17 protein-coding genes are annotated in these 23,568 nt (G+C 50.3%); 8 read left to right on the top strand and 9 right to left on the bottom strand.

Annotated elements, in window-relative coordinates; genetic code table 11:
• Positions 1-195 precede the first annotated feature (195 nt).
• Entirely contained in the window at positions 196-3,327 is a 3,132-nt protein-coding gene (locus ACQUQM_RS19225) for a bifunctional diguanylate cyclase/phosphodiesterase (protein ID WP_432471488.1), read from the top strand.
• A gap of 185 nt (positions 3,328-3,512) precedes the next feature.
• On the top strand, positions 3,513-4,340 hold the full coding sequence (locus tag ACQUQM_RS19220) for a fatty acid desaturase (RefSeq protein ID WP_432471487.1): 828 nt from the start codon (positions 3,513-3,515) through the stop codon (positions 4,338-4,340).
• A gap of 101 nt (positions 4,341-4,441) precedes the next feature.
• Here ACQUQM_RS19220 and ACQUQM_RS19215 read toward each other — a convergent pair whose 3' ends face one another.
• The 7 genes from ACQUQM_RS19215 to ACQUQM_RS19185 all read right to left on the bottom strand — a co-directional run bounded on the left by ACQUQM_RS19215 (position 4,442) and on the right by ACQUQM_RS19185 (position 11,103).
• Positions 4,442-5,257 carry a mechanosensitive ion channel family protein gene (locus ACQUQM_RS19215; protein WP_432471486.1) on the bottom strand — a complete coding sequence of 272 codons (816 nt, stop codon included), beginning with the start codon at positions 5,255-5,257 and terminating at the stop codon, positions 4,442-4,444.
• A 670-nt stretch (positions 5,258-5,927) separates the two neighbouring features.
• Positions 5,928-8,012, bottom strand: a complete 2,085-nt coding sequence (gene fusA, locus ACQUQM_RS19210; RefSeq protein WP_432471485.1) for an elongation factor G — start codon at positions 8,010-8,012, stop codon at positions 5,928-5,930.
• Between the two features lie 421 nt (positions 8,013-8,433).
• Positions 8,434-8,997: a phosphoribosyltransferase gene (locus tag ACQUQM_RS19205; protein WP_432471484.1), complete on the bottom strand. Its 564-nt coding sequence runs from the start codon at positions 8,995-8,997 to the stop codon at positions 8,434-8,436.
• Between the two features lie 210 nt (positions 8,998-9,207).
• Complete coding sequence (locus tag ACQUQM_RS19200) at positions 9,208-9,666, bottom strand: c-type cytochrome (protein WP_432471483.1); 459 nt, start codon at positions 9,664-9,666, stop codon at positions 9,208-9,210.
• 5 nt (positions 9,667-9,671) lie between these two features.
• Positions 9,672-10,169 carry a DUF411 domain-containing protein gene (locus ACQUQM_RS19195; RefSeq protein ID WP_432471482.1) on the bottom strand — a complete coding sequence of 166 codons (498 nt, stop codon included), beginning with the start codon at positions 10,167-10,169 and terminating at the stop codon, positions 9,672-9,674.
• Between the two features lie 2 nt (positions 10,170-10,171).
• Positions 10,172-10,618, bottom strand: a complete 447-nt coding sequence (gene cueR / locus ACQUQM_RS19190; RefSeq protein ID WP_432471481.1) for a Cu(I)-responsive transcriptional regulator — start codon at positions 10,616-10,618, stop codon at positions 10,172-10,174.
• 113 nt (positions 10,619-10,731) lie between these two features.
• A complete protein-coding gene (locus tag ACQUQM_RS19185) occupies positions 10,732-11,103 on the bottom strand; it encodes a hypothetical protein (RefSeq protein ID WP_432471480.1) in 372 nt (123 codons plus the stop codon).
• A 143-nt stretch (positions 11,104-11,246) separates the two neighbouring features.
• Between ACQUQM_RS19185 and ACQUQM_RS19180 the strand changes: the two genes are divergently transcribed.
• Positions 11,247-13,469, top strand: coding sequence for a heavy metal translocating P-type ATPase (locus ACQUQM_RS19180; RefSeq protein ID WP_432471479.1), 2,223 nt, complete (start codon positions 11,247-11,249; stop codon positions 13,467-13,469).
• Positions 13,470-13,752: 283 nt separating this feature from the next.
• On the opposite strand, the gene nhaB is transcribed toward ACQUQM_RS19180, so the two are convergent.
• On the bottom strand, positions 13,753-15,264 hold the full coding sequence (nhaB, locus tag ACQUQM_RS19175) for a sodium/proton antiporter NhaB (protein WP_432471478.1): 1,512 nt from the start codon (positions 15,262-15,264) through the stop codon (positions 13,753-13,755).
• 256 nt (positions 15,265-15,520) lie between these two features.
• On the opposite strand from nhaB, the gene ACQUQM_RS19170 reads away from it, so the two are divergent.
• Entirely contained in the window at positions 15,521-16,255 is a 735-nt protein-coding gene (locus tag ACQUQM_RS19170; protein WP_432471477.1) for a glutathione peroxidase, read from the top strand.
• A gap of 47 nt (positions 16,256-16,302) precedes the next feature.
• Here the strand turns inward: ACQUQM_RS19170 and ACQUQM_RS19165 are convergent, their stop codons facing one another.
• Positions 16,303-18,321 (bottom strand): TonB-dependent receptor plug domain-containing protein, encoded by a 2,019-nt coding sequence (locus ACQUQM_RS19165; RefSeq protein ID WP_432471476.1) that lies wholly within the window; start codon positions 18,319-18,321, stop codon positions 16,303-16,305.
• 218 nt (positions 18,322-18,539) lie between these two features.
• Between ACQUQM_RS19165 and ACQUQM_RS19160 the strand changes: the two genes are divergently transcribed.
• From ACQUQM_RS19160 to ACQUQM_RS19145, 4 genes are read left to right on the top strand one after another with little or no spacing between them, the layout of a single operon-like run.
• Positions 18,540-19,820, top strand: coding sequence for an imelysin family protein (locus tag ACQUQM_RS19160; RefSeq protein ID WP_432471475.1), 1,281 nt, complete (start codon positions 18,540-18,542; stop codon positions 19,818-19,820).
• Positions 19,821-19,845: 25 nt separating this feature from the next.
• Positions 19,846-21,330, top strand: a complete 1,485-nt coding sequence (locus tag ACQUQM_RS19155) for a di-heme oxidoredictase family protein (RefSeq protein ID WP_432471474.1) — start codon at positions 19,846-19,848, stop codon at positions 21,328-21,330.
• Entirely contained in the window at positions 21,327-22,439 is a 1,113-nt protein-coding gene (locus tag ACQUQM_RS19150) for an imelysin family protein (RefSeq protein ID WP_432471473.1), read from the top strand. Before ACQUQM_RS19155 ends, ACQUQM_RS19150 begins: the two co-directional genes overlap by 4 nt.
• Positions 22,429-23,529, top strand: coding sequence for a DUF1513 domain-containing protein (locus ACQUQM_RS19145; RefSeq protein ID WP_432474848.1), 1,101 nt, complete (start codon positions 22,429-22,431; stop codon positions 23,527-23,529). The genes ACQUQM_RS19150 and ACQUQM_RS19145 overlap by 11 nt, the downstream gene beginning before the upstream one ends.
• Positions 23,530-23,568: the final 39 nt, after the last annotated feature.

The raw sequence follows: 23,568 nt of genomic DNA, 5'->3' as shown, positions 1-23,568 counted from the left end.
CAGCTTAATAAGCGTACAGCACCCCGGTAGTTTAAGTGCCTCCCTGTATTTCTATTCCCACTCTCAATCCTCTGAGCACTGCTAACCATACTGGGCAGTTAAGCGTTTCGCCTGCCGCACCCACTTTATTCAACGTGCTACAGTTGTCGGCAGTTTTTCACTCCCGGATTAATGGGTTATTACGGAGAGAACAGGGTGACCCTGACGCTACGTCACAAGATTATTCTCGCCTTTGTATTTTCAATTATTTTTGGCGTACTACTGGTTTCGGTTTTCCTTGAGCGCAGCCTGAAAAATTTTGCGATTGAAAACTGGGCGAATAACCAGTCGGTACTGATAAACGCCCTGCGCAACCAGATCGGAGGAGAGATCGAGCGCGCCCAGAGTCTGCTTGAATTCACCGCAAGAATGCCTGAGTTCAGGCGTTTGCTTAGCCCCCGTCAGATCGATCTCAATATCAACGGCATCCCGGAACTACTCGCCCCGTTAAAACACTCAACTCTAAGCCAACTGGTCGGCGATAACGGCCCTTTTTCAGTTGTATTCCTGTTGCTACCAAACGGTGATCACTACCTGGCGCATCCATTTTCAGTACAACAGAAACTACAGCGCTATAATCTGTCGGATCGGGAATATTTTAAACAAACCGCCCGCACCTTGCAGACCAGTCTCTCAGATAGCTTTATTGGTGCCGATGGTAAATTAGCGATCGCTATCGATGTTCCTATACTCAACTATCAGGGAGAGTTAATCGCCCACCTTGGTGGTGTCGTACACCTCAACGACCTTTCCAGACTGATCACAACCGACACCATTAAACCTTTTGATGAGGCATTCCTGCTGGACAGAAAAGGCCTGTTGATTGCACACTCTGATCCTGAAAACCTTGCCCTCCGTACTGAATTTTCGGAACAACCGCTACTGCAACAATGGCATGCCCAGATCAATACCACCCCACCAGGCAATTTTCTGGTTAAGCAAAGCTTCAATACTGACAAAGTGCAATTGCTAAGTTTTATAACCAATCTGCCCAGCGGCTGGAGTCTGGTTATTCAGCGCCGTGTCGACAGTATTATTGACGATTTCAACCGCCATATTATCAACACCACTACACTTGTTGCTCTGATACTGCTATCAGTCAGCGGCTTTGGCATATGGATATCTACAATCCTTAGTGGCCGCTGGGTCTCAGCCACCCGCAAGCTGGAAACCGCTAACAACACTCTTGAAATCAATGTTGCTACGCGTACCCGGGAACTGGATCAGACCAGGCAGCAATTACAATTGGCGCTGGAAGGCTCCAACCTCGGCTTATGGGATTGGTACATCGATGATGGGGTCACCTCATTCAACGAAAACTGGGCCAGTATTCTGGGATACCAGCTGGCAGAGCTACAACCGACCGATATCAATACCTGGCTGGCATTGATCCATCCCGACGATCAGCATCAATTACAGCGGTTCCGGCAACAGGATATCAATTACCCCCATGTTGACTGCGAGATGCGTATGCAGGACCGATCCGGCCACTGGATCTGGGTAGAGTGCCGCGGCATGGTAGTGCAATACTCGGAACTTGGAGCGCCTTCACGCCTGATCGGCACTCTGCAGAACATATCTGGGCGCAAACGTAACGAGATCCAGCTGCGACAGTCTGCCCGGGTATTTGAGCATGCCCACGAAGGGATAATGATTTCTGATTCAGACAACAATATCATCGACGTGAATACAGCCTTCTGTGAATTGACCGGCTACTCCCGAAACGAGGTAATAGGCCGCAACCCCAACATTCTCAGTTCAGGTCGTCAGGACAAGGACTTCTATAAAGTGCTCTGGCATAGCATCAGTCAAAAGGGCTATTGGAAAGGCGAGGTCTGGAACCGCCGTAAAGACGGTAAGCTCTATGCAGAGCAGCTCACCATCACCGCATTGAAGAATTCACAAGGCGTGGTCGACCAGTACATTGGCATTTTCTCCGATATCACCGATCTAAAAGAGAATCAGCAGCGATTGGTGCAGATGGCGCATTATGACGCGCTGACCGGTTTGCCGAACCGAATCTTACTTGCAGACCGGCTGGCTCAGGCGCTTTCTCACACCGCGCGTATGGAGAATCTTCTGGCGGTGGCATATCTCGATCTGGACGATTTTAAACCGATCAATGACCAGTTGGGACATGATATCGGCGACAAACTGCTTGTCGCTGTGGCCAACCGATTGCAGGAAAGCATTCGTGCTGACGATACCACTGCACGCTTAGGCGGGGATGAATTTGTCCTGCTATTGCCGGAGCTGGAATCAGTCGAACAATCAAATATTGCCTTTGATCGGGTCACCACCAAAATCAGTGAACCCTATTACATCAACGACCATAAAATTAATCTGTCGGCCAGTATCGGTATCAGTCTCTACCCGATAGATAATTCCGACGCCGATACTCTGCTGCGCCATGCCGATCAGGCGATGTATACCGCCAAGCAATGCGGGCGGAACTGTTATCACTATTTCGATCCCAGCCTGGAACAGGTTGCCAAAAAACAGCAGGATGCGCTGTCTGAAATTCAGAATGCACTGACAACTGATCAGTTTGTGCTGCACTACCAGCCTAAAGTCGATATGGCGCTGCGCAAGGTGCTTGGGGTCGAGGCACTTATTCGTTGGCAGCACCCGGACCGGGGTTTAGTATTCCCAAATGACTTCCTGCCCACTATCGAAAATTCAAATCTCGCGACAGAACTCGGTCACTGGGTCCTGAACCAGGCCTTATGGCAACTGAATCAGTGGCACCTGGCCGGTCTGAAGCTCAATATCAGCGTGAATATTGCAGCCCGCCATCTGGAATCCGCAGACTTTATTCCGCGACTGCAGGCACTGCTGGCCAACTATCCGCAATTGCCGAAACAGGCATTAGAGCTGGAAATTCTTGAAACCACCGCGCTGGAAGAGTTAGACCGCGTCGCCAATCTTATCGAGCAATGCCATCAGCTCGGCGTTACCGTTGCACTGGACGACTTTGGCACCGGTTACTCCTCTCTCACTTACTTCAAACGCTTGCCGATCGACACCGTAAAAATCGATCGTTCGTTTGTCATCGATATGCTCGACGATGAAGAGGACTTCACTATTGTCGAGGGTGTAATCGGCCTGGCTGATGCTTTCCACCGGACGGTGATTGCAGAGGGTGTCGAAACCGAACTGCATGGTTATAAGTTACAAGCTCTGGGCTGCCGCTTTGCCCAGGGCTACGGTATCGCCAGAGCGATGCCGGCAGAACAACTGTCGCCCTGGATTGAACAATACCAGGCGACCGAGACCCTGCCAGAATAACCTTACGCTAGCCCTGACAGCTCCGCAGATATTTCAGCCTACCCTTGTGCTATCTACTTCAGATCAATGCATCAGCGCCTGATGCAGCCATATTCTCCGGTTATTCACTACAAACTGGATAACTACTGGTCAATGAAATACTATTGCGCCCGATTTAATTTATCAGATCGTCACTGAGAGACCGTATGCAGACCGAGACCCAAGCGCCTAAAGGACCAGCTATTTTTCGCTACAAAGAAGATCGCTGGCCGGTGGCCATTATTTTGTTGCTGACGGTTATCGATTTTGTCTTGTACTTTACCCTTGATAATCTGACGTTATTGTTCGCCTATTATCTGCTGATGATTATTCCCAAAGGCACAATTTGCGCCTGGAACCATCATCACCAGCACCTTTTTACCTTTCGTAATACGCCGCTGAACCGCGGCCTTGAGTTCTTCTACGCACTTCACACCGGTGTAACAACCCATCTGTGGCGTCTGCATCATGTCCTGGGCCACCACCTGAACTTCCTCGACCAGGAGAAAGATGAGAGTCGCTGGATGCGTAAAGACGGCTCAAAAATGGGCGTTATTGAATACACCTGGGATGTTGCCATCACCGCCTATCCACGCGGCTATACCGTCGGTAAGCGACACCCCAAACAGTTAAAGCCGTTTATCATTTACAGCCTGATAACATTCCTTATTGTTGCCCTGATGGTCTGGTACAAGCCCGTGCCAGCTCTTCTACTGTTTGTATTGCCGATGATTACCAGCTTGCTGTTCACTGCATATGTGACCTACGAACATCACTCAGGCCTCGATACAAAAAATGAGTTTGAAGCCTCTTATAACAATCTCAATCCGCTGTTCAATCGTTTAACCGGTAACCTCGGATATCATACGGCCCACCACCATAAGCAAGGTGTCCACTGGTCAAAATTACCAGCACTTCACGCCACCATTGCAGATAAGATTCCTGAATCTCTGTATCAGAAATCGATCATCACACGGACCCTTTTAAGAGGTTAACCCGTAGTTTCGGCAATCGTTCCCCTGACACAAAGAAGCCCGCATTTTGCGGGCTTTTATGTTCAACATTCTGCAGACGGGATCAACAAAACCTATGTCATTTAATGGTTGTAAAGGTGCACATCCCGCTGCGGGAAAGGAATACCGATACCATTAGCATCCAGAGCGACTTTCATCTTCTCGTTAACGTCAAAGTGAACATCCCAGTAATCTTCCACTTTGGCCCATGGCCGCACGACCAGATTAACAGAGCTGTCGGCCATTTCGGTGACACCGACGAATGGTGCTGGCTCCTGTAATACCCGACCATCGGACTGTAACACGTCCATAATAACCTGCTTCGCTTTAGCAATATCTGCGTCATAGGCGATGCCCATGGACAGATCGACCCGCAATGTACCCTCGGCGCTAATATTCGTAATGCTGCCGTTGGACATCGCACCATTGGGGATAATAATCCGCTTATTTTCCAGACTGGTCAGAATCGTGGTAAAGACCTGAATCTCTTTGACGATCCCCAGATGGCCCTGTGCCTCAATCAGATCGCCCACTTTATAGGGTTTGAACAGAATCACCAGCACGCCACCGGCAAAGTTTGCCAGACTACCTTGCAGGGCCAGGCCCACAGCCAAACCAGCAGCACCCAGCACTGCGATAAACGACGTAGTCTCTATGCCTACCATTGAAGCCACACTGATCAGCAGCAAAGCTTTCAGGCCCCAGGAGAGCAGGTTACCTATAAAGGTAATCAGGGTCTGATCAGTTTTCGACTTAGCCATCCCTGTTTCCGACAAACGAACGACCACTCTGATCAACCACAGACCGACAATCAGTGTAACCAGGGCTAATATTAATTTCGGGGTATAACTGATAGCCAAAGAGATGGCCAGATCGCTGTATCTATCTAACTCTTCCATAGTAATAACTCTCCATTTTCTACTTAATACTCAATCGCCCGAACGGAATTGAGCCCTAAACATACACCTCAGATGCTAACCCTACCTCGCAGAATACAAGATGAACAGCTCAGAGTAGAAATCACAGACACAAAAAAGCCCGCATTAAGCGGGCTTTTTTAGCGGAGCGTCAGCAACAATTACTTGTTAGCTTTACGCTCGTCCTCTTCTGCGATTACCTTATCAGCAACTGAGTCCAAGAGGTAAGCGCAAGGCATGTAGTGAGCGGAAATCATCAATGCCCGCCTGAATCACAGGCACAAAAAAGACTGCATTGAGCAGGCTTTTTATCAAGCAACTAAGTAATGGTTACTTGTTAGCTTTACGCTCGTCCTCTTCTGCGATCACCTTCTCAGCAACTGACTCCAAGGGGTAAGCGGCAAGGCATGTAGTGAAAGATATTCGCATATAGTTACCTGATTCACAGGCACAAAAAAGCCTGCATTGAGCAGGCTTTTTATCAAGCAACTAAGTAATGGTTACTTGTTAGCTTTACGCTCTTTCTCTTCTGCGATTACCTTATCGGCAACTGATTCTCAGGGATAAGCGGCATGCAGAAAGTGCATCCCGTTAACTCAGGCACAAAAAAACCCGCGTTAAGCGGGCTTTTTCACTAGAGCCTCAGCAACAATTACTTGTTAGCTTTACGCTCTTTCTCTTCAGCAATAACTTTGTCTGCAACAGAGTTAGGGCATGCAGAGTAGTGTGCAAATTCCATAGAGAACTGACCACGACCAGACGTCATAGTACGCAGGGATCCGATGTAACCGAACATCTCAGACAGAGGCACGTCAGCTTTAATACGAACACCTGAACCTGCAGCTTCCTGACCTAAGATCATGCCACGACGACGGTTAAGGTCACCGATAACATCACCAACGTGATCTTCCGGAGTAAACACATCAACCTTCATGACCGGCTCCAGCAGCTGTGGACCCGCTTTAGGCATGGACTGACGGAAAGCACCTTTCGCAGCGATTTCGAATGCTACAGCAGAGGAGTCAACCGCGTGGAAGCCACCATCGTACAGCTCGATTTCAACGTCCAGTACAGGGAAGCCCGCCAGCGGACCTGTATCCATCATGCCCTTGAAGCCCTTCTCGATAGCCGGGAAGAATTCCTTAGGTACGTTACCACCAACAACCGTAGAGGTGAACGTAAAGCCAGTGTTCTGCTCGCCCGGCTTAATACGGTAGTCGATCTTACCAAACTGACCAGAACCACCAGACTGCTTCTTGTGAGTGTAAGAGTCTTCAAGCGGCTGAGTAATAGTCTCACGGTATGCAACCTGTGGCTGACCAACTTCCAGCTCTACGCCGTAAGTACGCTTCAGGATGTCTACTTTGATGTCCAGGTGCAGTTCGCCCATACCTTTCAGGATGGTCTCACCAGAATCTTCGTCAGTTTCAACAACGAAAGTAGGATCTTCTGCAACCATCTTACCAATAGCGATACCCATTTTCTCAGCTCCACCTTTATCTTTAGGTGTAACTGCAATGGAGATTACTGGCTCAGGGAATACCATGGCTTCAAGAGTACATTCGTGCTTAGGATCACACAGAGTGTGACCAGTCTGAACGTTTTTCATACCTACGATTGCAATGATGTCACCGGCTTGAGCTGTATCCAGCTCTTTACGCTCGTCGGCTTCCATTTCACACATACGACCAATACGTTCAGTTTTACCTGTGAACGAGTTAAGAATCGTATCGCCTTTCTTCAGCACACCCGAGTAAACACGAATAAAGGTCAGGGCGCCGAAACGGTCATCCATGATCTTAAATGCCAGTGCACGGAAAGGCTCATCAGTGGAAACAGTAGCAACTTCACCAGTTGCCTCACCCATCTCATCCGTCAGGTCTTGTGGGATAACATCTGTTGGGCTTGGCAGGTAATCTACAACCGCATCAAGAATAAGCTGGATGCCTTTGTTTTTAAATGCAGAACCACAGTAAGTTGGGAAGAATGTAAGTTCGCGAGTACCCTTACGAATACAACGCTTGATGTCTTCCATAGAAGGCTCTTCACCGTCCATGTAGGCCATCATCAGATCGTCATCCAGCTCTACCGCTGTTTCGATTAACTGCTCACGGTACATTTCAACGTCTTCTACCATGTCGGCAGGGATGTCTTGAACAGTGAAGTTTTCAGGCAGACCAGTATCATCCCAAACGAAAGCCTGGCGAGTTAACAGGTCAACAACACCGACGAAGTCCTCTTCACGGCCGATAGGAAGAACCATAATTAATGGCTTCGCAGCCAGTACGTTCTCAACCTGGTCAACAACGCGCATGAAGTCAGCGCCCATACGGTCCAGCTTGTTTACGAAGATGATACGGGAAACGCCCGACTCATCTGCATAACGCCAGTTAGTTTCTGACTGAGGCTCAACACCACCAGAACCACAGAATACACCAACACCACCATCCAGTACTTTCAGGGAACGGTAAACTTCAACAGTGAAGTCAACGTGTCCTGGAGTATCGATGATGTTCATGCGGTGATCTTTCCAGAAAGTGGTGATCGCCGCTGACTGGATAGTAATTCCTCGCTCAGCTTCCTGTTCCATGAAGTCGGTCGTAGATTCACCATCGTGAACCTCACCGGTCTTATGGATCTTACCAGTCAGTTTCAGGATACGTTCTGTGGTAGTAGTTTTACCCGCGTCAACGTGGGCGAAAATACCAATATTTCGGTAGTGGGATAAGTCTGCCATTTCATCACTCAATAGTATGGGCCGTAAATTGCGCGAGATTATACTAGATTCTCTGGCAATTGTAGATACTTTGAACAATAAAATTACTTTTACGAGAATTCATGAACGATATTATTGTTTTACGGCCAGTTTGACTGTTATTTACAACCAAAATACCAGCATTAAGCTGCATTTTTGTTACGCGCTGTCTATTTTTTAGACAAAAAATCTGTATACATACAATTCATCCCTCGTCACGATGACCTTTCATATATCAACGCATTAAACTTTGTGGTCCTCCGCAACCCCGGCTTTAATATTTGGAGGCTTGTATTGCCAGCTGAGGCCCGGAACAATTTCCGTTGAACTCACCCTATTGAAGTCATCCCAAAAAAAGAAAAGCCCGCATATTGCGGGCTTTTTCATCTTGATTCAGTTTTTATCAGACACCGTAGTCATCGAATATAGCTTGCAGTCCCGGCTTGTTGGCGACCACTTCTTCGCGGCTCAGACCGTTCAGTTCATGGGGAAACACCAACCAGTCTTCCGATTTATGCAGGTAATAGTCCGGTTCCAGTTCGGTCTTATTGTTCGCAGGCTTGAACCAGGGCGTGGCGATACGAATATCGTGAGGCGTGTTAAGGCGCGCCTTATCTTTCAGGGTATCGATCACTGCCTTAATGCTCAGCCCGGTATCAAACACATCATCCACAATCAGCAACGAATCAGGCTGATTGACGTTACGGATCAGGTAATCCAGGCCGTGTACCCGCACCTCTTTATTGCGGGTGCCGATGCCAGTGTAAGAAGATGTGCGGATAGAAATATGGTCGGTTTTCACATCCATGTAGTCCAGCAGCTCCTGCACCGCAATACCGACCGGTGTGCCGCCACGCCAGACACCGACAATAAAGTCTGGACGGAAACCGCTATTAAATACTTCCAGTGCCAGGCGGTAGGAATCTTCCAACAGATCCTGCGCACTCAGATAAACTTTATTGACCATAACTCTGCCTTTCGCCCTTGGGGGGCCGGTTTGAAAACCGGCGATGATCCCTGTTTTTTGACCTTCCTGTCAACTTTAGCTGCACATTTTTTGATCTAATTGGAATCAAAACTGCACACAAATAACCATCTGAGTAGTTCCATGAAACCAAAAAATCGCTCTGTAGAAGACATAGCAGGAAGTCCTTTACCCTTCAGATAGTCCTTTACCCTATTTCAAGCCTCCCCGGTCCAGCCAGGCCCGATAGGTCGCTGCTGGCCACTTACTCTGGAAGTAACTGATCACCGCTTCCTGATCCGCTTCCGATAGTTTCTCGCCAAACGCGGGCATTGTGCCGCCGAGAGGGATACCACCGATCTGAATCGTCTGCTTCAGCCCCTTCAATGGATGGTGCCAGGCGTGCGCCTTACCATTCAGCGGCGGCGGTGGATATTTGCCATTGGCCAGCGGCTTATTCCAATCAGGCGTTCCCTGAGCCGCAGCACCATGACAGCTGGCGCATTGGGCCAGAAACAATGACTTACCGTTATCGACCTGAGACTGGGTATACCAGCGTCCATCGACCTTGGGCTCACCGTCACTGCAGCCGCTTAACAGCACCGTCGCCGCCACAGCCAACACAAGCAAACCTCTACGCAGTAGTCCTGAAAATAGTCCTGAACCGGTCATGATGCTTAATACCCGCTGTATTCGTTATACGTGCCGACCTTGTTATTTTCATCAACAGCAAACACCGTGAAGTCATCGCGACGCGCTCCTGGCATGTCCATACCCGGACCGCCGGATGGCATACCCGGTACCGCCAACAGGCGAATATTATTCTCAGAGGCGAGTAAGCGTTTAATGTCCTGCGCCGGGACATGTCCCTCTATCGCTTTGCCGTTCACTTCAGCGGTATGGCAGGAAGTTGCTTGCGCCGGCACTCCCAACCGCGTTTTATGGGGAGTCACATCATTTACGGTGATATCTTTAACACTAAAATTATGCTCTTTAAGGTGGCTGATCCAGCCCTTACAGCAGCCGCAACTGGCACTGCGATAAACGGTTATCTCATATTGCTGATCGGTTTTGTTATCCAGCCATACCGGGTCGCCGGCATAGCTATTAAAAGACAAACTATAAAAAGACAGACTCACCAAAAAAGCCATTACCGGCAAAAATATTTTTTTCATCATCATTCCTCAGACAGAGAGACCCGTTGTTCATCTCTGCTGCCATTTAATTGGTCCAGAATCGGGCATTCGGCATTTTCATCGCCACGGCAATGCTCTGCCGCGGCACTCAGTACCGCCCGCATCTGTTGTAACTGTTCTATCTGCTGATCTATCTGATCAATATGTTGCTCAGCTTTTTGCTTAACTTCGGCGCTGGTGCGCGCGGGGTCACGGGACAGCTGCAACAGCTCACGGCTCTGCTCCAGAGAGAACCCCATACCACGCGCCCGCTTGATGAAGCTCAGCATCTCCAGTTGTGATGTACCGTAGAAACGGTAACCGTTCGCCGTCCTTTGAGCGGCCGGGATAATACCCTGCTGCTCATAGTAACGAATGGTTTTACTGCTCAGGCCTGTTGCCTTCGCCGCCTGGGATATATTCATCGCTATACCTTGCTGTAGTTGCATATTAGCTGCACATTAGTTCGGCAGTGTTTATACCTAGATCAGATAATCAGAATTTCATGTCGACATATTGTTGATCAAAGTACTTATCTAAGCATCTATCTCAGCGTCGACGATCAGGAAACGGCGGATTGCCGGGGAGGGTGATAGATCAGATGATACTGCAGAAAACTGTAACTGGCAGCTGAACGGTTATTTCCCGGGCCCTGTCTGTCACTGTATACCACCAGCTCCGCCGGTAGATAGATAGCTGCTGATACCTGAACGCAGCATCCCGGATCCGGCATGCAACCTTCACCACAAGGAGCTTCAGACATTTCACAACTATCACCGCACTGCTGCATATCCAGCATCGCAGCACCTGGCATTGTGATACTGGTCATCACCCGATCTGTCGGGACGCTATCGGAAAGCACGACAGCACTGATCGCTGGCCCCCAGGCCAGTAGCAACATCAGCAGTAATGCGGTGAATTTATTCAGTTTCATATTCGGCTGTGAACATCATCATCGCTATAGGTTCCCTGTGAATGTGATAGAAATCAAATATTCATCACAAAAAGTTTGACCTTACAGTAGCAGGAAGCTCTAACCTTATAGACAATGATTAATGATTTCTCTGAGGTAGGGCAATGACCACAACATTGATTCTGGAAAATGTTTCCTGCGCCGGCTGCGTTAAGAAGATTGAGACCGGCATCAATCAGCTGCCCGATGTCGATCAGGCGCTGGTTGATTTCCCCCAGCGTCGCCTGAATGTTGAAGGCAAGATCAGCAACGATGACCTGATAAACGCCCTGGCGGAGATCGGCTACCGTGCCCACCTGGCCAGTAATGAAGCAGAAGACAGGGCCCGTCAGAAAGCGCAGGATGCTAAGCAATACAGGCAGCATCTGATCAATGCGGCTCTTGCTTTAGGCCTCGGTATACCGCTGATGATTGCCGGTTTTTTTATGGCTGAAATGAGCGTTCGCACCCCTCAGGACCAGATACTCTGGGGCAGTGTCGGCCTGCTTACCCTGCTGATCCTACTGTTTCCCGGTCGCCATTTTTTTACCGGAGCCTGGGCCGCACTGCGCAACCGCAGCGCCACGATGGATACCCTGATTGCGCTGGGCACTGGTAGCGCCTGGCTGTTCTCCAGTGCTGTAGTGCTGTTTCCCGAAATGCTGCCGGCAGGCTCCCGGCACGTTTATTTTGAAGCCGCGGCGATGATTATCGGCCTGATCAACTTCGGCCTGGCACTGGAGATCCGCGCTCGCGGGCGAACTTCGGAAGCGGTCGAACGGCTGCTTAACCTGCAACCTAAAACCGCCCGTGTGATCCGCAACGATAAAGAGCAGGATCTGCCGCTGGATCTGGTTATCAAAAACGATGTACTGCGTATCCGTCCCGGCGAACAGATCCCGGTCGATGCCCAGGTACTGGAAGGGCAAAGTCTGGTGGATGAATCGATGCTGACCGGAGAACCTGTTCCGGTCAGCAAGCAACCGGGCGATCTCATCACAGGAGGCACCCTGAATAAGTCAGGTAGTTTGCTGGTTGTCGCAGAGAAGGTTGGCAGTGAAACCGCGCTTAGCCGGATTATTGATATGGTTAAACAGGCGCAGGCCAGCAAACCTGCGATATCTCGTCTCGCAGATACCATTGCCGGAATCTTTGTCCCGACCGTTATCATTATCAGTATTTTCACCGCGTTGCTGTGGTACCTGTTCGGTCCGGAGCCGCAGCTGGCTTACATGCTGGTGACAGCCACCACCGTACTGATTATCGCTTGCCCATGCGCACTGGGGCTGGCAACGCCGATGTCGGTGATGGTAGGGGTCGGTAAAGCCGCAGAATACGGCATCCTGATCCGCAATGGCCAGGCACTGCAAACCGCCTCAAAAATCGACACCCTGATTCTGGATAAGACCGGCACAATCACCGAAGGCGCGCCAAAAGTAACGCAGCTTATTGCTGTCGATGACGATAATAACCGCTTACTACAATTAGCAGCTTCGCTTGAAGCCGCCTCAGAACATCCCCTTGCGGAAGCAATGATCAACGCCGCAACGGAACAACAACTCAGCCTGCTCCCGGTATCAGACTTCCATGCCCATACCGGGCGGGGTATCAGCGGAACCCTCGCCAATAAAAAAGTTGTACTTGGTAACAAGGCCTTTATGCAGGAGCAGGGCATTGCCAGCCAGACGATGGATGAGCAGGCCAGCACCATGGCAACAGCTGCCCAGACTCCAATCTATGTTGCAGCAAACTCAACACTGCTGGGCCTTATTGCTATCGCCGATCCAATTCGTGAAGATTCCGCAGCTGCCATCCACCGTCTGCAGCAGCGCGGTATAGAGGTCATCATGCTGACCGGGGACAACCGTCAGACCGCCGCTGCAGTAGCTCACCAGGTTGGTGTGGATAACTTTATTGCCGAAGTGATGCCCGCCGATAAAGCCGGTAAAGTAACAGAGTTACAGGCACAGGGCAGGGTGGTCGGCATGACCGGAGACGGAATCAATGATGCTCCCGCGCTGGCCCAGGCCGATACAGGGTTTGCCATCGGTAACGGCACCGATGTCGCGATTGAGAGCGCTGATATGGTACTGATCCGAAATTCTCTGCATTCGGTCCCCGACGCAATTGAGCTGTCCCGCGCGACCCTGCGCAATATCAGACAAAACCTGTTTGGCGCCTTTATCTACAACAGCCTGGGGATTCCGGTTGCGGCAGGAGTTCTGTTCCCACTCACAGGCTTACTGCTTAACCCCGTTATCGCCGGTGCAGCTATGGCCTTCTCATCGGTCACTGTAGTAACTAATGCCAACCGTTTACGCCTGTTCCGGCCAACACCTATGAAATAAAGCACTTTCAGGCAGATTTCAGGCCGCTGTCACATACCAGAGCTATCGATTTAAGAGGATAGCCCTATGTGCAGTTCGCCTAAAGCCAGTCATCAAGATCGAGCCGGTAAAGGCAGCAGCCTTCGCACAACTCAGCTAAGTGGAAGTCAGCATGCCCGGTATGCAATAAGGGCAAATGCTGCATGGGAAAGAAGGGAGGCCCGCCGGCAGCAGTAACGGGCTCAACCGGTTGTGGGTGGTACAGCGAAGCCTTCTTTGCTGCAGCAGCTGTGGCGGCTACTGATCAAATCAGATAGATAACTGCCAGCAAGCCGGAAATACTGAGTACGATGGTATAGGGCAGGGCCATAATTACCATACGCATATAGGAGAGGCGCACCAGTGGCGCGACCACAGAAGTCAGCAGGAATAGAAATGCAGCCTGGCCGTTAGGAGTCGCAACACTGGGCAGGTTCGTTCCGGTATTAATCGCTATAGCCAGTGTATCGAAATGCTCACGATCGATACGGCCTGCCTTAAAGGCATCTGCCACCTCGTTGATATACACCGTCGCCACAAACACATTATCACTGATCGCTGAAAGCAGGCCGTTGGCAATAAAGAACATCGCCGGCTGGCTGCGCAAGTCCTGGTTCAATACCCATTCAATAATCGGTGTAAACAGATGCTGTTCATGGATCACCGAAACAATAGTGAAGAACACCACCAGCAGGGCAGTGAAAGGCAGCGCCTCTTCAAAGGCACGGCCAATCCGGTGCTCCTCTGTGATACCGTTGAAACTGGTCACCAGAATGATCACTGTCAGACCAATTATGCCCACTTCAGCCAGATGGAAAGCCAGCGCCAGAATCAGAAAGGCCGCCACGATGAACTGTACATAGAGTTCCGCTTTGTCCTTCCAGCTTTGCTTAGCCTGCTGCACCTGATCAAACTGTTGCAGAATACGCAGTACCGGCGGTGGTATATCCACGCCATAGCCGAACCAACCGGTCTTTTCCAGCACCAGAGTCGTCAACAGGCCGCAAAACAGAACCGGAATTGAGACCGGCGCGACGTAGAGAAAGAAATCGACAAAGTGCCAGCCCATCTTCTCGCCGATCAACAGGTTCTGCGGTTCGCCCACCAGCGTACTCACACCACCCAGCGCAGTGCCCACCGCGCCATGCATCAGCAAACTACGCAGGAAAGACCGGAACTGCTCCAGTTCGGTCCGATGCTCATCCTTCAGGTGATCATCATTAGAATGATCATGGTCATCTTCCGGCCGACGGCCCGAAGCTACCCGGTGATATACGGAATAAAAGCCAACGCCGGCGCTTATCAGCACTGCAGTCACCGTCAGGGCATCGAGAAACGCAGAAAGAACTGCTCCCATAAGAGTAAACAGCAGTGACAGTACTGCTTTATTGCGCACATTCAGCAGCAACTTGGTGAAGACATACAACAGCATCCCTTTCATAAAGTAGATACCGGCCACCATAAACATCAGCAACAGGATCACCGGCAGATTTGCCGCTACTTCTTTGTATACACTCAACGGCTCTGTCAGATGAATGACCACCGCTTCCATCGCCAGCAGGCCTCCGGGCTGCAGTGGGTAGCACTTGAGCGCCATCGCCAGGGTAAAGATAAATTCAAATATCAGAACCCACCCCGCCACAACGGGACCTGCAACCATCATGATCAGAGGATTAGCGATCAGAAAAGCAAGAATTATCAGCTTATACCAGGCCGGAGAATTACCCAGAAAGTTACTGTAGAAAGCCTGCGCCAGGGGATGGGAGATCTGCATCATTAATTCCAAAACAACATATAAAGAGGATCTATCTGAAAAACGGCCAAACTCTAAGGGATTAGCACTAATCTTTCCAGCATCTGCATCAGATAAAAACCAGCTATTAGTAATGAGCCGATATTTATCTCGATTCGATAGCAAATCACCGCGATTAGCTAAAATCTATCGAGTAACTATATTTAATTAATTTCTATTATCTCAAGACCTGAGTCATCATTACTCCATCGAATCAACAGCCAAGACAAAGGAAAAACAGATGCTTACTAATCGCGAAGGCCAGAAAGTTCCACAGGTAACCTTTCACACCCAGCAGGATAACCAGTGGGTCGATATCACCAGTGATGAGCTGTTTGCTGGCAAGAAGGTCATCCTGTTCGCTCTACCGGGTGCATTCACGCCAACCTGCTCTACTACCCACCTGCCACGTTATAACGAACTGGCGCCGGTATTTGCTAAGGAAGGTATCGATGCAATCATCTGCCTGTCCGTTAACGATACCTTTGTGATGAATGCATGGCAGACGGATCAGCAGGCAGACAACATTACCTTTATCCCGGATGGCAGCGGAGAGTTCAGCAAAGGCATGGAGATGCTGGTCAATAAAGATGTTCTCGGATTCGGCGACCGTAGCTGGCGCTACTCAATGCTGGTAGTAGATGGCGTAATAGAGAAACAGTTTATCGAACCCGACCTGCCAGGCGACCCGTTCCAGGTATCCGATGCCGATACTATGCTGGAGTATATTAATCCGAATGCTGAGCAGCCTGCAAAAGTCAGTGTATTAACTAAGCCCGGCTGCCCACACTGCGTCCGCGCCAAGAAACTGCTGACAGAAAAAGGCTTTAACTTTGAAGTGATTGAGCTGGGCAGTAATGGCGTCAGTTACAGTTCTCTGACGGCTATAAGTGGTCGGGGCACAACGCCTCAGATTTTCATCAATGGTGAGCTGATCGGCGGCGCCGACGAGCTGGAGAGCTATCTGGCCAGTTAATTTGACGACATGAAAAACAAAGCAGCCAGCATATGCTGGCTGTTTTTTTAGAAAGTTATCCCTACACCCAGCCACAACTCCCGCTGTTGCGGCAGACCAAAAACAATCTCTTCTTTATAAGTATAGGTGAGATTGGATATTGCCAGATTAAACTCAACATCAGGTGTCACCTGATAGCGGGCAGCCAGATCCAGTACGGGCTCTAACTTCAGATCACCATAGTATGGATCTGAAAGGGCGCTTGCCTTACGCAGCTGTGCACTCAGAAGTAAACGGTTTGTAATTTGACGATCGGCCCACAACACCAGCTGATGCTTCGAAGTGGCACCTTCATCAAACAATACCGTATCGATAGCGGTTGACCCTGTTTCCAGGTCCTCATCGATCTTAACCAGGGAGTAACTCAAGCCCAGATTAGTGCGCATATCCGGTTGGTAACGCAAACTGGTTTCGAAGCCATAAGCGAATGCCGTAATACGGTTCTGCGGCTGCAATTCAAAGGAATCAAAATCGCCATAATAACTGTAGCCGAGTTGCTCCAAGCCATAATGGTCATCGTAACGATTATAGAAAGCGTTCAGATCATATTGCAGACTTAATCTCTGAAACTGGCCTTTTAAGCCCAGCTCGAAGGCAGTCACTTTTTCAGTATCAAAACCGGGGTTGGCTTTTACTATGTAAGATTCTTCATAAAAGTCGTCGAAGTAGTAACCATCAAGATAGTCGATCGTCAAATACGTGCGCGAAGGCTGAACCACGCTGCGACTCAGCGCAATCCAGAAAAAATGATCGCTCATGAGTGGAATAGCAGCCCTCATTGAAGGCAGCCATTCTAAACCACTATAATCTGTATACTCAGCCTTAAGCCCCAGGTTCAGGCGACCCCAGTCGAAGCTTATCTCATCGCTGATAAACAGGTTGTAGGTTGTATTTGTAATATCAGAATCATCGCTGTTATATCCTCCTAAGACCCAGTAATCTTCAGCAAATCGATTCTGAAGCTGATCGGTGTAATAGCGGATTCCCCCACCGTAGACAAGATTCTGTCTACTCATTACAAAATTACGCCGCAGCTCCACATCCAGAATGTCATACTCAATATCCAGTTGAAAATCATCCCGCTGATTATGTTGCCAGTAAGCTTTTACCGTCTGAGTCTGCAGCGGACTCAGTGCGTAGGTGTATTCCCCCTGCACGTAAAAGTCGGTAACTCTCTTGCTGGCATCTATCGTGCTTTCTGCCGCCACTGGCCAGGGTTCATAAACCCAGTTATAGGCTTCATTTCGAGTATGAGTTATACCATATTGCAGGGTTGCTTCAGTATCGGGAAGATTCCAGTCAACCCTGCCGCTAAGTTGCAAAGCCTCTTCATCATCCCCGTAGTCAGCATTCTCGGTGACCCGGCCATCGATACGCCAATCGGCCTCCTGCCAACGACCATTCGCGTAGAATTCGCCAAATCGGTTTTCTTTATCGCTCTGATTTAAATAGATGCCTTGCCCCGCATCTGCATCGGCTTTGCGGGTAATAATATTGATAATGCCGTTGACCGCGTTTGCCCCCCATATCGCCCCTCCCGGTCCACGAATGACTTCAATACGCTCGATTCGCTGCAGCGACATATCCAGCTCATCCCAATAGACGCCTGAATTTATCGGGTTATATACACTGCGGCCATCGACCATGACCAATAGCTTGTTAGTAAAGAATTCATTAAAGCCACGGGCGCTAATCGCATAATCGAGAGCACCAAATTTAGCCACCGACATACCAGGTACGCTTCGCAACAACTCCGGCAGGCTGCGGGCGGTCGAGCGCTGAATCATCTCATGATCAATCACATAGACGGCGGCCGGGGTTTCAGAAAGCGACTGTTCTCGCTTATTCAGGGAGGTCACTTTGACGTCAACGCTCATTAGCGCTTCCAGTGATAACTGCGCCAGATCATCCCGGGCATCAACAGCCACAGAATGCGACAGCATCCCAAAAAAACACGAGACAACGCCTGCTGTTTGAATAAACCGCATAGTCAGAATTCGCGTGATGGGATATGAGGGGACTGCCATGGTCTTTCCTTAAACACTCCTTCCAACATTCCCTGTTAAGAGTCTGCCATACAGACAGCACCGGAAGATATTCGGACCAATACAGACTCATTGGTTAGCATACCATAATGGTGAAATATTGAGCGAGGACAACTCAATGACAGACTCGTATTGCGAATCATTCTTGTTTGCATTAAGATCCAGCGCAACAATTTACTCACGTAACAGGAATACCGGTAATGCAGATCAAATCATTATTCACACCTATTGCTATAGTCAGCGCTCTTGTAGCCAGCAGTGTTAGTGCCGCAACTCAGCCATCCGCTGACGCTGTTCTTAACACTTATGCAGATATAGCCTTTGCAACCTATGAAGACTCTCTGATTACTGCTAAAGATCTGCAGCAGAGTATTAACGCTTTTCTTAATAACCCTACCCAGCAAACGCTGAATCAGGCACGTTCTGCCTGGACCGCAGCCCGCGCGCCTTATCAGCAATCAGAAGCGTACCGTTTCGGTAATGCGATCGTTGATGACTGGGAAGGTCGGGTCAATGCCTGGCCGCTGGATGAAGGTCTGATCGATTATGTCGATGCCGGCAGCTATGGTGATGAATCCGATGAAAACGAACAGTACACCGCCAACATCATTGCCAGCACAACCCTGACCGTCGGTGGCGTAAAGATTGACGCGACTAAAATTACTCCAGCCCTGTTGTCTGAAACCTTGCACGAAGTGGATGGTATCGAGTCGAACGTAGCTAGTGGCTACCATGCGATCGAATTCCTGCTCTGGGGCCAGGATCTGAATGGCACTAATCCGGGTGCGGGTAACCGTCCGGCGACCGATTTCAGCCTGGAAAATTGTACCAACGGCAACTGCGATCGTCGCCGTGACTATCTGCAAGCGGCAACGACATTGCTGATTACAGATCTGCAGGAGATGGTAGGCAACTGGAAAGAAGACGGTGCTGCTCGAAAGGCTCTTATCGAAAAAGGCGAGCAGGGTGCTATCGCTACGATCCTGACCGGCATTGGTAGCCTGGCCTATGGCGAGCTGGCTGGCGAACGTACCAAACTGGGCCTGATGCTGCACGACCCTGAAGAAGAACATGATTGCTTCTCAGATAACACTCACTGGTCCCACTACTACGATGCGAAGGGTATTAAAAACGTCTACCTGGGTAGCTATACCCGGGTCAACGGCACTCAGGTTTCAGGCCCTAGCCTGTCTGATTATGTCGCAGCTCAGGCAACTGTAGTAGACCAGAATCTTCGTACTAAGCTCGACCAGACTGAAGCTGCCGCTCAGGTAATGGTTGATCGCGCGGCACAAGGTGAAACTTTCGATGTACTTATCGCTGAAGGCAACAAATCAGGTAATCAGGTTGTACAGGACTTTGTTGATGCCCTGAAATCTGAAACCAAAGCGATCGAAAATGTTATTGCGGTTCTGAAGCTGGATAACATCGAGCTGGAAGGTTCAGATAGCCTGGATAACCCGACTGCCGTATTGCAATAACCCTTTCAATCTAACTGGATAAACCATGGCACAACCACTTTGCATCATCGGTACTCTGACTGCAGCTTTGCTCCTGAGTCTCCACGGGAGCGTTACTGCCGCGGATTATGATCTGTCACCTGCCCGGCAATTCGTAGCTGCCGAAACCGGTGAGGTGATGCAGGGTGGAGCCACCACACATTTTAACAAGGCTGACCGTAATGCCTTTTCCCACCCCGCAGCCAATATGGAATTTGACCATCAGCTTAACTTCCAGCTGGGCAATAGCATTTTTCGTAAGCTGTGGGTTTCATCACCATCTTCAACCACCGCCAGTGACGGTTTAGGACCACTCTATAACGCCCGCTCCTGTGAACGCTGTCATCAGCAGGATGGCCGGGGCCACACACCGCAGAATAACTGGCCTGAAGATAATGCGATCTCAATGTTTTTGCGGCTAAGCATTCCGCCGCAGACAACAGAACAAGAAATTCAACTGAAAAACAACCGGATAGGTGTTGTACCTGAGCCGACTTATGGAGGCCAGCTGCAGGACTTCGCCGTCACAGGTATGCCCGCAGAAGGCAGAATGCAGATCAGTTATACCGATCTGCCGGTTAACTTTACCGATGGCTCAACGGTCGTACTACGCAAACCTGAGTACACTATAACTGATACCCAATATGGTCCGCTGCATCCGGATACTATGCTCTCGCCAAGGATTGCTCCACCTATGATCGGGCTGGGATTACTGGAAGCAATCAGCGAACAGGATTTGCTGACATTAGCGGATCCGGACGATAGTGACGGTGACGGAATATCCGGTCGCACCAACCGGGTCTGGGATAGCAGTAAACAGACCGTTGTTACCGGTCGCTTTGGTTGGAAAGCGGGTAATCCGACCTTGCATCAGCAGAACAACGGCGCTTTCAATGGTGATATAGGTATATCAACACCAACCCGGTCAGATCCCTACGGTGACTGCACCTCGCAGCAAAGCCGGTGTCTGCAGCAACCGAATGGCGATACCCCGGCGCAGGGTAACCGGGAAGCCAGTGCGCAGATGCTGGATCTGGTATTATTCTACACCCGCAACCTTGCGGTACCGGCGCGGCGCAATGCCAGCCAGCCGGAAGTGCTGGCCGGAAAGAAGCTGTTTTACCAAAGCGGATGCGTTGGTTGTCACCAGCCGAAATTCGTTACCACGAAGCACACTGATATACCGGAGCAATCTGAACAGCTTATCTGGCCATACAGCGACCTGTTGTTACACGATATGGGCGAAGGCCTGGCGGATAATCGCCCGGAATTTGCAGCCAGCGGGAGCGAGTGGCGCACACCTCCGCTTTGGGGTATCGGCCTGACTAAAGCGGTCAATGGCCATACTCAGTTTCTACATGACGGTCGGGCGCGTAACCTGATGGAAGCGATCCTCTGGCACGGCGGCGAAGCAGAACCTGCCCGACAACAGGTAATCAAGATGAGTAAAATGGATAGAACTAACCTGATTCAGTTTCTGGAGTCCCTATGAAAAACCAAGCCGCCAGTTTATGGCCAATTCTGACGCTGGCAAGCCTGTTAATTGTAGGTGCCGGCTCTCTGCACGCAGCGCCAACATCTGAACAATGGCAACAACTGAATTCAGCTCAGATCAAGCAACACATACTGCCCCGCTACCAGGCGCTACAACAAACCAGTGCTGAACTCGAGATGCGCAGCAAAGCGCTATGCTTAGCTCCTGATGCAGAACACCTGCAACAGACACGCCGTGCATTCCATAACACCATGAGCGCCTGGCAGGGTATTCAGCATGTCCAGTTTGGCCCAATCGAGAAGCTGATGCGAAATTTCAGCATGCAGTTCTGGCCGGACAAGAAAAACCTGATCGGAAAGCAGCTGAACAGCCTGCTTCGGGCGCAAGACCCTGAAACCCTGCAGCCTGACTATTTCCACAGGGCGAGCATCGGGGTAAAAGGTCTACCGGCTGTAGAGCGATTGTTATTCAGCAGCGACGAGGTTACCGACTTCAAAGGTAATAGCTACAAGTGCCAGCTAAACAGCGCTATCGCTTCTTACATCGCAGCAAACGCCAGTGCCACTGTCAGGGAATGGCAAGACTTCTCTGATTCGATATACAACGCCGGCGATCCTGACAGCTACTACGACGATCATCAGGAGGCCGCGGTGGATATGATGAAATCGTTGGTAGAGCCGGTCGAAGTCATCCGGGACCTGAAGATCCTGCGGCCGCTTGGCGGGAGCAAGGCAGAGGGCAAAGAGAGAAAAATCCGCGCTAAACGCACTGAATCATGGCGCAGTGAGCGCTCATTGCAAAATATCAGGCTCAATGTTGCAGCCCTGCATCATCTCTACAGCGGCACGAAGTCTTTTAACGTTAAGCAACTGCTGGCAAACCAGGGTGCTACCCAGCTTGCCAATGCTATTGAACAGCACTTTGTAATACTCGATCAACAGCTGCAGGCGGTTCCTTCGCCCCTGATCCAACAGTTAGGACAAGGTACTTCCGCTGAACAGCTACAGCAGGTTAGTGACGAACTGAAAGAACTTCACCAGAAGTTATCCACAGCGATGCAACCGCTCAATATTCAACTGGGGTTTAATAGCCGTGATGGAGATTAAACGACGCCGGTTTTGCCAGCTGCTGGCCGGTTCCACTTTATTGCCCGGCTTAACCCTGGCCCGGGATAAACCGCTATTTACTTCCGCGGCGAAAGATAAGCAGGGCAACTATCATCTGTACCTTATGGGCAGGGACGGCAGTGTGCTACTCGATCACCCTTTACCTGATCGGGCACATCATGTCGCAGCCCATCCTCAGCGCACACTGCTGGCCTGTATTGCCCGTCGACCCGGAACTTTCATCGATATCGTCGACTACAGCAGCGGTCAGCTGGTGGAGCGTATAGCAGCCGCGCCGGGGCGGCATTTCTTTGGCCACGGTATCTTTAGCGAAGACGGCCGCTACCTGATAGTGCCTGAGAATAATCTGGCCGATGGCCAGGGCCGCATTGTAGTACGTGATATTGAGCAAGGCTTTGCTATCGTGACCGACACTCAGTCTTACGGTATCGGCCCCCATGAACTCAGGCTCATACCAGGCACTAACCGCCTGATGGTCGCCAATGGTGGTATTCTGACCCATCCCGATCACGGCAGGGAAAAACTCAACCTGGACTCAATGCAGCCATCACTGGCCGCTATCGACCTCATTTCAGGGCAACTGCTCGAACAGCAGTTGCTGCCTGCAGAAAACCACCAGCTAAGCATTCGCCATCTGGACTGTAACGCTGCGGGAGAGACCGCAATAGCGCTCCAGTATCAGGGGGGTAGAGAACAGAATCCGCCATTGGTTGCAGTGCACCGGCAAGGCCAGCCAATTAAACTGCTGCCTGCACCCGAACCGATCAATCTGGCGATGAAACGCTACTGTGGCAGTAGCCGCTTCGACCAGAGCGGACGCTTTGTCGCCGTTTCCGCGCCACGGGGCAACCTGATTACCTTCTGGGACCTGCATAACGATAGCTTCCATTCCGCAATCAAAAGCAGGGACGGATGTGGTGTAACCGCCACCAGCAGCCCGGCAGAATTCCTGATTACAACGGGAGCAGGGCACTGCTCCCGGCATAACCTGCAAACAGGGCTGAGCACCCGGTTACCGCAGGCAATAAATCCCGCCTGGGATAATCACCTGACAACAGTCCCCCTGTAACAGCCTATAAGATTATAACCAGCCTTTCTGCGAAGGCTG

This window comes from Amphritea sp. HPY (genome assembly GCF_050870985.1).
Taxonomy (GTDB): domain Bacteria; phylum Pseudomonadota; class Gammaproteobacteria; order Pseudomonadales; family Balneatricaceae; genus Amphritea.
The sequence above is the reverse complement of the archived record's forward strand: the minus strand, read 5'-3'. Positions and strand labels throughout refer to the sequence as shown.

Coding starts and splice junctions, on each gene's coding strand:
- ACQUQM_RS19220 (WP_432471487.1), top strand. CDS start 3,513: ATGCAGACCGAGACCCAAGCGCCTAAAGGACCAGCTATTTTTCGCTAC.
- ACQUQM_RS19215 (WP_432471486.1), bottom strand. CDS start 5,257: ATGGAAGAGTTAGATAGATACAGCGATCTGGCCATCTCTTTGGCTATC.
- fusA (WP_432471485.1), bottom strand. CDS start 8,012: ATGGCAGACTTATCCCACTACCGAAATATTGGTATTTTCGCCCACGTT.
- ACQUQM_RS19205 (WP_432471484.1), bottom strand. CDS start 8,997: ATGGTCAATAAAGTTTATCTGAGTGCGCAGGATCTGTTGGAAGATTCC.
- ACQUQM_RS19200 (WP_432471483.1), bottom strand. CDS start 9,666: ATGACCGGTTCAGGACTATTTTCAGGACTACTGCGTAGAGGTTTGCTT.
- ACQUQM_RS19195 (WP_432471482.1), bottom strand. CDS start 10,169: ATGAAAAAAATATTTTTGCCGGTAATGGCTTTTTTGGTGAGTCTGTCT.
- cueR (WP_432471481.1), bottom strand. CDS start 10,618: ATGCAACTACAGCAAGGTATAGCGATGAATATATCCCAGGCGGCGAAG.
- ACQUQM_RS19185 (WP_432471480.1), bottom strand. CDS start 11,103: ATGAAACTGAATAAATTCACCGCATTACTGCTGATGTTGCTACTGGCC.
- ACQUQM_RS19180 (WP_432471479.1), top strand. CDS start 11,247: ATGACCACAACATTGATTCTGGAAAATGTTTCCTGCGCCGGCTGCGTT.
- nhaB (WP_432471478.1), bottom strand. CDS start 15,264: ATGATGCAGATCTCCCATCCCCTGGCGCAGGCTTTCTACAGTAACTTT.
- ACQUQM_RS19170 (WP_432471477.1), top strand. CDS start 15,521: ATGCTTACTAATCGCGAAGGCCAGAAAGTTCCACAGGTAACCTTTCAC.
- ACQUQM_RS19165 (WP_432471476.1), bottom strand. CDS start 18,321: ATGGCAGTCCCCTCATATCCCATCACGCGAATTCTGACTATGCGGTTT.
- ACQUQM_RS19160 (WP_432471475.1), top strand. CDS start 18,540: ATGCAGATCAAATCATTATTCACACCTATTGCTATAGTCAGCGCTCTT.
- ACQUQM_RS19155 (WP_432471474.1), top strand. CDS start 19,846: ATGGCACAACCACTTTGCATCATCGGTACTCTGACTGCAGCTTTGCTC.
- ACQUQM_RS19150 (WP_432471473.1), top strand. CDS start 21,327: ATGAAAAACCAAGCCGCCAGTTTATGGCCAATTCTGACGCTGGCAAGC.
- ACQUQM_RS19145 (WP_432474848.1), top strand. CDS start 22,429: ATGGAGATTAAACGACGCCGGTTTTGCCAGCTGCTGGCCGGTTCCACT.